Origin of the sequence: Metamycoplasma canadense (assembly GCF_000828855.1) — a bacterium.
Taxonomy (GTDB): domain Bacteria; phylum Bacillota_I; class Bacilli_A; order Mycoplasmatales; family Metamycoplasmataceae; genus Metamycoplasma; species Metamycoplasma canadense.
In genome coordinates this window covers 79,176-92,118 of sequence record NZ_AP014631.1, presented here as the reverse complement: position 1 = coordinate 92,118, position 12,943 = coordinate 79,176, and the positions used below count along the sequence as shown (strand labels likewise).

Here is a 12,943-nt window from a genome sequence, read left to right as displayed (position 1 = left end):
AATATTATTATTGTTTATGTATTTTAAAAATAGAATGAAATACTTTTTTATATTTTGTGTTTATGCTTTATAATGTTAAATATGTTTTGTTTTATTTAAATAAAACAGGAAAGGAATAATAATATGAAATTAATTCAGGTTGAAGCTCACGGTTTTAAATCATTTGCTGATAAGGTAACACTAAAATTTGATGGTGGTGTTGTAGCAATTATTGGACCTAATGGGTCTGGAAAATCAAACATTAATGATGCTATAAGATGAGTTTTAGGTGAAACTAGTTCAAAAGTACTCCGTGGTGATAATATGGAGGATGTTATTTTTGCAGGTTCAAAAACTGAAAAAGAAATGAACCGTGCAGAAGTTATTTTAACTTTTGATAATCGAGACCGTGCAGTTGATATTCCACATGACTTTTTTACTATCTCACGTGTTTTAAATCGTGGCAAGGGAGCTAATGAATATTATATAAACGGAGAAATAGCTAAACAGAAAGATATTAAAGAAATAGCAATGCAAAGTGGTATTTCTAAATCTTCATTAGCTATTATAGGTCAAGGTACAATTTCTGATATCGCTGAAGCAACACCTGAAAGACGTCGTGAAATTTTTGAAGAAGCTTCAGGAACATCAATGTATCGTTCAAGAAAAGCCGAAGCTGATAGAAAATTAATCAGAACTCAAGAAGCCTTAGAACAAATAGCTATTGTTGTGCAGGAATTAGAAAAACAAATTAAACCATTACAAAAACAAGCTGAAAAGGCTAAAATTTTTAAACTTAAATCTGAACAATTAAAAGAAGTTGAAGTTTCTTTGTTGGTGCATGATTTTATGGCATATTCAGATAGTTTAGAAAAATTAGAATCAGATTCTATTATTTATTACCAAAAAAAAGAAAATCTTGAAATTAAAATTAAGATGTATAAAGATATTTCTGATAAAAAATCAGAATTAATGGTTTCTTTAGATAAAAGCGTGTCTTCCTTGACAAAAAAAATTGATGAAATGACTGAAGAAATTAATAATTTAGAAATTCGTTCAGCTAAAGAAGAAAAACATCGGGAAATGTTAATAAATTCGACTATAGAAGTAAATAATGAACAAAGAAAGCAAGCTTTAAAAGAAGAATTGAATAATTTAAATACAAAAATTTTTCATACAAAAAAATTTATTACTGAACAAAAGGAAAAAATTCAAACATTAGAACAAGAAATATCACGTATTTCTGCTCAAAAAAGTCAAATAAAAAGAGAATTAGAATTAGATAATGAAGAGTTACAAAAAATTAATACAAAAATTAATTATATTCAAGAATTAAAACAAAGCAAATCTAATTTACAAAAAGGAACCAAAAATATAGTTGAAAATGCTCATTTATTTAAAGGATATAAGGCTTTAGTTTCAGAAGTTATTAGTGTGGATTCGAAATATAGTTTAGCAATCGAAACAATATTGGCAAACGCAATGCAACACGTTGTTGTTGATAATTCAAATACAGCAGTTAAGGCCATTGAATTTTTAAAAAATAATAAAGGTGGAAGAGCAACATTTATTCCTTTAGCTTCTATAAATCCTAAATATGTTTTAGAACAACACGTTGTTGTTGCTCAAACACAAAAAGGTTTTCTTGGAATTGCTTCAGAATTAGTTTCTACTAATAAGGAATTTAACATTTTAAAACGTTTCTTACTTGGAAATATTTTAGTTGTTGATAATATTGAAAATGCTAATAAAATATCATTATTATTAGAAAAAAGATATATGGTTGTTACTTTAGATGGCGACATTATTAGAGTCGGTGGAGTCTTAAGTGGAGGACAAAAAAATGATAATGTTTCTTTTTTAGCTGTTGATGAACAAGTAGCAAAACTAGAACAATTAAAACCAACAATTGTCGAAAAAATAAATAGAAAATCAAATCAATTTCATAATCTAGAAAATCAATATGAGGAATTAAGTAGTTTATTTTCTAATTTAAGTTTAGATTCTAAAAAACAAGAAATAACCTTAAATGAAATTACTTCTAGGTTTGATGAATTAAGAATTGAGTATCAAAATATTTCGAAAGAAGAAATTAATGAATTTCAAAATGTTGATATTACATCACAAATTCAAAAATTAGTTTTAGAAAGAGGTGACTTATTAGCAATAAGAACTTCTCAAAATGAATTATTACAAGCTGCTAAAAAAGAATTTTCAATTGCTAATGCTAACCATACAGAAGCAAATGTTGAATTAAATAATTTAATATCTAAAAATTCTTTAAAAATAGCAGAAAAAGCAAAAGCTGAATCAACAATTAAATATGCAAAAGAAAGACTATCAGAACAATATAATATGCTTTTTGAAACTGCGAGAGAATTTTATAATCCAGATATTGATTTTAATGTAGCAAGAAAATTAGTGTCAGATTTAAAAAATGACATTAAAGAATTGGGGCATATTAATATTGAATCAATTGAACAATTGCAAGAAGTTGAAAATAGATTTAATGAAGTAAAAACCCAAGAAAAAGATATTATTGATGCTAAGGAAACAATTGAAGAAGTAATTAGGGAAATGGACAAAATTATTATTGAAAGAATTACTAATACAGTGGAATTAGCAAATCAAGAATTTAAATACGTATTTTCTAAAATGTTTGGTGGCGGTATGGCTGAAATTAGATATACGGATCCTGATAATCTATTAGATAGTGGTATCGATGTTATGGCACAACCTCCAGGAAAATCAATTAAGAATCTTAAATTATTTTCAGGTGGTGAAAAGGCTCTTATTGCAATTTCTTTATTATTCTCATTATTAAAAGCAAAACCATTACCACTTTGTATTTTAGATGAGGTTGAAGCTGCATTAGATGAAGCTAATGTTATTCGTTTTGCTGAGTTTCTACAAAGCTTGAAATTAAATACTCAATTTATTGTTATTACCCACCGTCAAGGAACAATGGAAAGAGTTGATAAGCTCTATGGAGCAACAATGCAAAAAAGAGGTGTTACAACATTCTTTAGTGTTAATTTAACTGAAGCCAAAAAATTAATAGATTAAAATTAAAAATCAAGTTTTTAAACTAGGGCATTAAAAGTTAATAGTTTGTTTTGATTTTAACATCATGGCAAATTGCTATGATGTTTTTTGTTTTAAAATTGTTATATCAAAAAAATAGATAAACAAAGGATACAAAAAATGTTAACAATTCAAGCGATACTAACTTTTTTATTTGTGTTTTAAGAGTGTTTGTATTACGCCTAAATTACTTCATTAATTTATAAAAATCAATATTTTTATATATTTTTTTAGTAAGTTCAATAATATTGTAAACAGGTTAGAAAGAACCCTAAACCCCTAATTTATTGTAGAGATAAAATATTTAAGAAGAGAATATAAAAAAATTATTATATTTAAGTGCAATAACATTAATGTCATTAATGGCAATTTCTTGTCGACAATAAAAAAATATAATTATAATGAACCCATAATCGAAAATGAAGTAAAAAATAAAGATTCACAACCTTTAGGAGATGAACCTATTATTTTTGATACAAAAACATTAGGGTCGTCTATACTAATAATGAATTTGAAAAAACAATTATTAGAAAATCAACCCACTGTTAATACAACTAAAAAAATATTATACAATCAATCTACTGTTGACTCATTTATTAATGAAGCAGTAAAAAAATTAATAAATTAAATACATCAAATTATTGAAAATATGTTAATAAATTAAAACAATAAGTATTAACTGATTATTTAAGAAAAATCAATCCTTTAGTCGAAGAAACTAGATTACTGAACAATATTTAAAATTCGCCAAAGCAAAAGTAGAAAACGATAAAAAATCAAAAACATTATAGAAAATATTAGATTAAAAAAACTACATTATTATTGGGCTGTTCATTAATTAATTAGACATATGTTTAGAAAGTGATTACTTTTTAAATATAGGATAAGGGTTTAAGCGAATCTCACTTATATATTCAGAAATATTATTTAGGCTTAATATTGAAAAAAAATTAAATGAACAATTTGAACACGTTAAAAACCTAGAAAAAACAAAAAGGTCAAATTATAAACATATAATTACACAAGGAATTATAATATTTAAATTTTTATTTTCTTTATTAAATAAAGTTAACTACATTAAAAATAAATCAATTAAACTTTTATTTTATAAGTTATGTTTAATAAAGGCCTTAGAATTACAATTAAATAACCCATAATTATTATTAGTGATGTTTTTTATATAATAAAAATAGAGGTAATTAAAAAAACATAGATAAAAAATTTAATATCGTACAATGTTAGCTTTTTTATCCATGTTAAAGTATTTGTTTTGCACTTAAACTTAATTTATTATTTTGTAGTTTCAGTGCCAGACATAGTGCCATTTTGACTATTTTCTTTTGTTATTTCTTCCTGAAATTCTTCTAGTTTTCTAATTACATCTTCAAAATCTTTTTTAGTGGCTCCAGTAGATGGGATAGGGTTTGTTATTTGTTGAAATTTATTTTCTCATTTATCATATTTTTTATTAGCTTTGTTATTTTGTATTAATTCTTGTATTTGAGAATGTAGATTATTGAATTTTGATTCCAGATCTTTTATATCATTATCTATTTTAGTTTTTTTGTTATTAAAATCTTTTTCAGCAGCTGTTAAAATTTCTATAGATTTTTGAAGATTTTCTAGATTTTGTTCTTTTTCAATTAATTTTTTAGATTGTTCTAGAGCTTCTTCTAACATTTTTATTAATATTTCATAGTCTCCATTTCTTTGTTCTCTAGTTTTAGTTATTAAAGATGTAATATTTGTTTTAACCTTGTTTAATTCTTCGTTTTTTTTAGAAACTTCAGTATCTTGACTTTGTCCATTATCTTTTGTTGTAGGTTCATCTTCTTTTTTTTGTTTATCTTCTTCAACTTGTTTTTTATCTTCAGGAGTTTTTTCCGGAGCAGTCGGTGATGTTCCATCAGGTGATTGATCTTTTTCTTTTTTTTCTGATTCACTAGGTTTTGTTGTTTCAGGAGAGGTTGGTTCTTTGGTTTTTTCTTGCTTTTTAGCTTCTTCGACTGCTTTTTCTGCTTTAGCTTTAGCAGCTTCAATAGCTTCTTTTGCTTTTGTGTAATTTTCTTCTGTTTGAGCTTCTTCTAATATTTTTTTAGCTTTAGCAACTTCTTCATCAAAAGTTTTTTTAATTTCAGAATATTGTGGATCTTTTAAATCATTTTCTGAAAAGCTATTTGCACTGTTTTGAACACTTTCGTATAAGTTTTTAGCTTCATTTGTTTTTTGTTCAGAAATTGTAGGTTTTTGAGGTATGTTTAATTCTTCATTTTCTTTCGGAGTTTCTTCTTTTTTATTATCACAAGCCGCTGATATTATTGGCAATGTGGTTAAAGGAGCTAAAAAACCAAAAGTTAATAAAAATCTGCTTATTTTCTTCATATTTATCCTTTTAATTTATAGAAATTTATTTAAAACATAAATAATATAATTTTAGTTTTATTAAATTATAAAAATATTTTTTAAATATTAACAAAGAATTATTGTTTTTTCTAATAAAAAATAAAAATATTAATTTAATTATTTATTTTTAAGTTAGAATAATGTTCCTGTTCATTTTTTCTTCCCTAATTATAATTAAAATTAATGTGATATAATAAAGGAGCCAAAAATCTAAAAAATAAAGGAGTATTTTTATAATATGTACGGACTAGTTTTTTATCTAAAAAAAGAGATATTAGTTAGAGAATATGGAGTTGGCGAAGAAAACTATAAGCAAGCATATGAAGAAGTGAGAGATATTTTAAGACATTATGGTTTCCATTGATTATCTAATAGTTTTTATTTTTCACGTTCAATTAATAACTTATTGCAGATAACCAAAGCTTTACAACATATTAAAACTATTCCTTGGTTTAAAAAATCTTTAGTTTCATTACATGTTTTTAAGATGGAAGATTTATCTAATTTTACAGAATACATAATTGATGAAAAAAAATAGAAATTTTTTAAATAAAACCTACAGTGTTAAGCTGTAGGTTGTTTTTTTAATTATTTAATTATATAATTTAGTTCAGAATTTTTTGTTAATGCTTCAGTTAACTGTTTTTTTACATCTTCATTTTTAACAACAAGATTAATTGGCATTATGTTGTCTTTGTTACCATTAAAGAAAAATAGTTTTTCAGATACAATGCTAATATCTTTATGCAACTCTAAGTCTTTGAATTCATTTAAAGCAAGCGCAGAATCTTCAATAGTATTAATGTTTTTAAGATCAATATTGTTTAATTTGTTATTTGCTAAAACCCCTACGCTTAATTTTTTAAGATCCTTTAATTCATTTAGATTAATAAAAGATATTTGATTATTATAAAAGGCTTTTTCTTCAATTGAATTGACTGAAATCGGCAAAATAATTTTTGATATTTTGTTATTTGCAAATGCCTCACTTTCAATCTTTGTTAAATTAGATGAAGAAATATCAAATTGTACTTCTTCTAATCCTAAACCCTCGAATGCTGCCTTACCAATTACTTTTAGACTTGCTGGAAGAATAATTTTTTTGATGTTAATTTTTGTTTCTTTAAAATTAACTATCCCGTCAGGAGCTACAAATTCTGGTTTTGGATTTGTTGATGCAACAGTTTTACTAAATAAACTAAGTAAAGCTTTAGCTGAAAATGCGGCTTGAGGAATAATATCTAAATTAGTTTTTGATAAATCTAAAGTTTGAGTTTCCCTATTGTAATTATCACGACCAGCAGGGCCTAAAACAAAATCTTTTGAAAATTCATTAGCATATTCTTTCGAACCACAAGAAACAACTGAAATAGTTGTTATAAGTGGTATCGAAACACTAGCTAAGGTTAAAAATAATTTCTTTGTATTTTTCATAATTGCTTATAATTATACTATAAAAACAAGTTTTTATGTTTTTAAATAATGGTTACTAATTTATAATTAGAACATGAAAAATTTTAAACTCGTGTCAAATTTTGTTCCTTCGGGTGATCAACCAGAAGCAATAGAAAAACTATTAGAAGGATTAAAAGAAGGAAAAAAGCATCAAGTTCTTTTAGGGGTAACAGGTTCAGGTAAAACTTTTACATTAGCTAATGTTATTGCTAAAAGTAATAGACCGGCTTTAATTATTAGTCATAATAAAACTTTAGCTAGTCAACTTTACCATGAATTAAAAGAACTTTTTCCAGAAAATAAAGTTGAATACTTTATTTCTTATTTTGATTATTATCGACCAGAGGCTTATAAACCCGCAGAAGACTTATACATTGAAAAATCTTCAATGAGAAATGATAAAATTGAAGCAATGAGAATTTCAACTTTAAATTCTTTAATCACAAGAAAAGATACAATTGTTGTTGCTTCTGTAGCTTCAATTTATGGGGTTTTAAATCCGCAAGAATATAAAAAATATTATTTACCCTTAAAAGTAAATGAAGTTAAAACAAGAAGAGAAATTATTAATAGACTTGTTAAGATGCAATACAAAAATAAAGGTTTTTTTCCTAATATTGAACAAGGCGAATTTAAATGTGTTGGAGATGTAATTACGATTGCACCAGGTTATAAATTTGACTCCTATATAAGAATAGAACTTTTTGATAATCAAATTAAAAGCATTAAATTGATTGATTCCTCAACAAATGATGTTAAAGAAAATATTAGTGAAATTGTTATTTATCCTTCTACAACTTTTTTAATTGATCATAACAAAAGCGACTTGATATGTGATGAAATCGAAAAAGAATTAAATGAAAGAATTTTGTATTTTAAAAAAGAAAATAAATTAATAGAAGCTCAACGAATTGAATCAAGAATTTTATCTGATATTGATTCAATAAAAGAATTTGGCCATACTAACGGTATGGAAAACTATGCAAGATATATTGAAAATAGATTACCAAATGAAAAACCTTATACTATATTTGATTATTTAGATAAAGAAACAATTATTTTTATTGATGAAAGCCATTTAATGCTTCCTCAATTTAAGGGAATGTATGAAGGTGATAGATCTAGAAAAGAAAAATTAGTTAATTATGGTTGAAGACTTCCTTCAGCGTTTGATAATAGACCACTAAAATATTCTGAATACAATGAAATAGATTTACAAAGAATTTATTTATCAGCAACTCCTGGCGATGAAGAAATCTCTTTTGCTAATGGTGAAATAGTTACACAATTTATTAGACCAACCGGTCTTTTAGATCCAATTATTAAAATTATGCCTAAAGAAAATCAAATTCAAAAAATTCATGATTTGCTAAAAAAACAAATTGAAAGAAATGAGCGTAGTTTAATTTTGACACATACAAAGGCTAATGCTGAAGAATTGACAAGATATTTAAAGGAACATAAAATTAAGTCTGCTTATATTCATGAAGAATTTGAAGTTTTTGAAAGAAATGCAATTTTAAATGGTTTAAGAATAGGTAAATATGATGTTGTAATTGGAATTAATCTTTTAAGAGAAGGTATTGATTTGCCTGAGGTTAGTTTAATATTTGTTTTAGATGCCGATACTAGTGGCCTTGGAAGAGATAAAAGGTCATTAATTCAAATAGTCGGCAGAGCAGCCAGAAATGATCATGGCGAAGTTATCTTTTTTGCTGATAAAATATCCAAGTCAATGCAAGAAACAATTGATGATAATCTTTTAAAAAGAAAGATTCAAATTGAATATAACAAAAAAAATAATATTACACCTAAAACAGTTATAAAATCTATACCAAAAAATGATATAGATTTAGTTTTAAATTCAAAAATTAAAAAGAATTTAAAATCATTGTCAGTTAGCAAAGACTATATTAATGATTTAGTTATTGAAATGAAAGAAGCAGCAAAAAATTTCGAGTTTGATAAAGCAATTGAAATTCAAAAACTATTATTAGATTTAGGTTATGATAAAAAAAGAAAATAAAACATTAAAAAAATAAGATTTAATGCATTTTTTTGTTTTTTATATGATTTTTTTCAAATTTAAAATATTTTAAATAACATATTAATTATGAAACTATTAAAAAGATCGATGATTGTGTTATCGACATTTTTTTAGCCCCATTATTACTTCTTTCAATTAGTTGTGTAGAGAGTAATTATAAAATCGTATTATTTGTGTTTTAAATAAATTTCTTAAATTAAAAGGATAAATATGAAGAAAATAAGCAAATTTTTATTAACTTTTGGTTCGATTACATCTGTAATATCATCTCCATTAATTTTATTAGCTTGTGGTAATACACAAGAAGATAAAAAATCAAAAGGAACTCAAGAACAAACCCCTCCTGAAACAACAAAACCTAGTGAATCAACAAATGATAATCAAGAAGAAAAAGAAAAAGATCAATTACCTGATGGAACATCACCAACTGCTCCTCAAAAAACTCCTGAAGATAAAAAACAAGAAGAAGATAATTTAACTCATAAACAAGAAGAAATTGCAGAAAAAATTAAAAATAAAAAAATATTCACTGGTAAATTAGTACAAAAAACAATAGATGATATTAAAAAAATACTATCTGAAGAAAACATAACTGGCGAAAAATATTTTGGAAAAATTAAACCTGGTAAAAAATCTAAAAAATATGTTTTAAAATTTGGAACAAAAAGATCGGATAAAGAATTTAAAAATCTAACTTTTGATAACGAATTTATCGAATTATTAAAAAATAATGAAATAGTTTCTACAAATAACAAAAATGATTATTTATCATTTTTAAAAAAAGAAGATGGGACAATAGTTATACCGTTTAAATTTAAAAATAAAGATACAATATATGAAATTATCTTATTTTCTTTAGAAAAAAAGGATCAAAATGAATTTGAACCAACAAATCCAAATATTAATGAAAATAAAGATAAACAAGATGATCCTACATCAAAAAATAATGTACCAAATGATTCTCAACAAAATCCTAATAAACAACCCCAATCTAATTTAAAAGAACACAAAATAAAGTGAGGTCATTGAAATATTAGACAATTTAATGGAGAATCAAAAACACAAGATAAAAAAACAAAAAGAATTGCTATTTTAGCTAATAAACAAAAATTTGACGTCTTAGGGTTAACGGAAGTTTATGAAGGCGATGGTGTTAAAAAAATAGTTGATGAAATAAATAAATTAAACGGTTCAAATATTTACTCTTATATTGTTTCAAAAAAATTAAAAGGTGACATATTTGGCAATGCTCAAGCTGAACATGTAGCAGTTATTTATAATACACAAAAATTAGAAACCGAAGCTTTTTCAAATGGTCAAATAGGCTATAGTTATACAAATAAATTCACTGATATTTTTGGAAATGAAAATTCTCAATATTCAAGACCTCCATACGGTGTTAAATTTAAATATAAAATTAAACCCGAATATAAAATGACATTTGTTTTTTCACATTTTGATTCTCCAGGAACCAGAACTGAAACAAATTATGGAAATTTCTTAGATAGAAAATCTATTTCTGGAATTGGCGCATTTGAATATCGTGAATCACAACAATTAGTTAATGTACTAGATTATTTTGATTCAATTGATGGTCAACAAAGTAATGTTTTTTTTGGTGGTGATACGAATATTAAAATTGGAAAAGAAGAAATAGCTTTTTCAACTCTAAAAGGTAAATATAAGTCAGCTTTAAAAGATTCTGAAGAATATAAAACATCTTTAGGAAATAGTAACAACTGATCTGAGCCCTACGATAAACTTTTTTATAAAATTGATTCAAATTGAAAATTGTCAAATTCATATAAATACGACATTTTTAAAGTTAATAATCCTGATGAAGAAATTTATAAAATCTTGAAAGATAATAATCTTGAAATAAAACCAAACGAAAAAATAGCTAATGCAACAACTTTATCTGATCATACTTCTGTAGGAGCTGAAATTATAATGGAATAAAGCAGCAAAAAGCTGTTTTATTTTTTTATATTTCTTATAAAGAAATAAAAAAAGTTGTTAAAATATTTTTAATAATATCTTTAAAATTTCAAAATAATAATTTAAGGAGAACAATGAATAAGGTTAATTTTTTTGCTTTAGGCGGGTTAGATGAGAATGGTAAAAATTCTTATGTTTTAGAAATAAATGAAAAATTATTTATTATAAATTCAGGTACAAAGGTTCCTATTAATTCACACAACGGAATTGATACATTAATTTGTAATTATGATTTTTTAGAAAAGAGATCAAAAGATATTGTTGGAGTTTTTATAACTGATGTTAAAAACGAATCCTTTTCTGCTATCCCATGATTATTAATGAAAGTACCAGGTATAAAGATTTATACAAGTCCCTTCAGTAGAATTGTATTACTAGATAGAATTTCTAAATATAATATTGAAAATACAGATTTTGAGGTTAAAACTATAAGCATGTCGGTAAAATTTGATGATGTAATAGTTACGCCATTTGATTTAGCCGGTGGTTTACCTGGTCAAATAGGTTTAAACTTTGAATATGCTAGTGGTAATATTATTTTAATGACTAATTTCGTTGATGGTGATTTAGGACCTTATGGAAAAACAGATGTTCAACAAATTAAATCAATTATTGACAATGGTAAACCTCTTCAACTTTTAATTTTAGATTCAGGACACTCAAATTATCCGGGTAGAAGTATTGATAAACTTTGAATATCAAAAAAAATTGAATATAAATTTAAAGAAACTCCAAATAATAAAAGAATTATTGTCGGACTTTATGACGAGGATATGATAACAGCTCATGAAATTTTAGTTCTAGCAAAAAGATATAATCGTCCTGTTGTTACATACGGAAGAAACTATTCCCAATTTTTAAATCTTATTTTAAGAATAAATCCAGATTTACAGCTACCAGAATTTGTTGATTATCGTGTTGCTAATGAAATTCCAAATGCAGTTATTTTAGTAACCGGAGCAATTGAAAGGTTATATTTAAGATTTATAAGAATTGCTTCAAACAATGATGTTTATTTAAAAATAAGACCTGAGGATGCTGTAGTTATTATTGCTCCACCTGTTAATGGTTTAGAAGTAAATTATGCATTAACATTAGACGAAATTGCTCGGAATACACCTAATTTAATTGAATTATCTTCAGATCAATATTATTCATGTAATCCAACCAAAGAAGATATCTTCAATATCATTAAAACTTTAAAACCAAAATATTTTATTCCAATTCAAGGGTTGTATAGATATTTGGTTGTTGCTACTCATATAGCAAGAGATGCGGGAATGAATTTTAATCGTTGTATTGTACTTCAAAACGGTAAAATAGCAGAATTTGTTAACAATGAATTAGTATCTCAAAAACATGGAATTAAGAATGTTGGGGATACAATTATAGATGGGTTTGGTATTGGTGATATATCACATGAAGTAATTAACGAAAGAGAAAATCTTGCACGTGATGGAGTTTTAGCAATAAGTACTTTAATTGATTTCAAAACCAAAAAACCTTTAGGGCAATTACAAATTTCATCATATGGAATTATGACAAAAGACAATAAAGAAATGATTTCTAAAATTGTTAATGATTTATTTTTGAAGGAATTTAAGGATAAACAAACGTCGAATATTGAACTAAAAGATATTCAAGAAAAATTAAGAAAAAGTATAAAAAGAAAAATTTTTAAGGTTTTAAATAAAGAACCGATGGTTGTAATAACTTTATACGAAATTTAATTTAAGGTAAAAAAATGGTTGAGCATGAACAAAATATAATTGAGAATAAAAATAAAACTATAAAAAATAAAAAAAGAAAACTGTACTTTTTTTGGAAAGATAAACAGTTTATTTGAACAATTCTAAGCTTTTTAGCTGTATTTTTTTTAGTAATTTCTTTTTTAAATATTAAAGGTTTAACGACCATTTATTCATATAGTCTTGGTTTGTTTTTTGGAATGTTTTCACCTATTTTTATCATTTTATT

At 24.9% G+C, this 12,943-nt stretch carries 8 protein-coding genes; 6 read left to right on the top strand and 2 right to left on the bottom strand.

The annotated features are described in order from the left end of the window. Nucleotides 1-123 precede the first annotated feature (123 nt). Both MCAN360_RS00385 and MCAN360_RS00380 read left to right on the top strand, forming a co-directional pair. Entirely contained in the window at nt 124-3,045 is a 2,922-nt protein-coding gene (locus MCAN360_RS00385) for an AAA family ATPase (RefSeq protein ID WP_045433257.1), read from the top strand. A 391-nt stretch (nt 3,046-3,436) separates the two neighbouring features. Beyond that, nucleotides 3,437-3,691 carry a hypothetical protein gene (locus MCAN360_RS00380; RefSeq protein ID WP_045433254.1) on the top strand — a complete coding sequence of 85 codons (255 nt, stop codon included), beginning with the start codon at nt 3,437-3,439 and terminating at the stop codon, nt 3,689-3,691. A gap of 662 nt (nt 3,692-4,353) precedes the next feature. Here the strand turns inward: MCAN360_RS00380 and MCAN360_RS02960 are convergent. Beyond that, nucleotides 4,354-5,445 (bottom strand): variable surface lipoprotein, encoded by a 1,092-nt coding sequence (locus tag MCAN360_RS02960; RefSeq protein ID WP_045433251.1) that lies wholly within the window; start codon nt 5,443-5,445, stop codon nt 4,354-4,356. Nucleotides 5,446-5,704: 259 nt separating this feature from the next. Here MCAN360_RS02960 and MCAN360_RS04995 point away from each other — a divergent pair, with 259 nt between their 5' ends. Beyond that, entirely contained in the window at nt 5,705-6,004 is a 300-nt protein-coding gene (locus tag MCAN360_RS04995; protein WP_045433248.1) for a Virulence-associated protein D, read from the top strand. A gap of 50 nt (nt 6,005-6,054) precedes the next feature. Here the strand turns inward: MCAN360_RS04995 and MCAN360_RS00365 are convergent, their stop codons facing one another. After that, nucleotides 6,055-6,900, bottom strand: a complete 846-nt coding sequence (locus tag MCAN360_RS00365; RefSeq protein ID WP_045433245.1) for a leucine-rich repeat domain-containing protein — start codon at nt 6,898-6,900, stop codon at nt 6,055-6,057. A 73-nt stretch (nt 6,901-6,973) separates the two neighbouring features. On the opposite strand from MCAN360_RS00365, the gene uvrB reads away from it, so the two are divergent. The 3 genes from uvrB to MCAN360_RS00350 all read left to right on the top strand — a co-directional run bounded on the left by uvrB (nt 6,974) and on the right by MCAN360_RS00350 (nt 12,696). Further along, nucleotides 6,974-8,947: an excinuclease ABC subunit UvrB gene (gene uvrB, locus MCAN360_RS00360; RefSeq protein WP_045433243.1), complete on the top strand. Its 1,974-nt coding sequence runs from the start codon at nt 6,974-6,976 to the stop codon at nt 8,945-8,947. 231 nt (nt 8,948-9,178) lie between these two features. Next, nucleotides 9,179-10,927, top strand: coding sequence for an endonuclease/exonuclease/phosphatase family protein (locus MCAN360_RS04990; RefSeq protein ID WP_052461458.1), 1,749 nt, complete (start codon nt 9,179-9,181; stop codon nt 10,925-10,927). Between the two features lie 113 nt (nt 10,928-11,040). Further along, entirely contained in the window at nt 11,041-12,696 is a 1,656-nt protein-coding gene (locus tag MCAN360_RS00350; RefSeq protein WP_045433241.1) for a ribonuclease J, read from the top strand. The last annotated feature ends 247 nt before the right edge of the window (nt 12,697-12,943 follow it).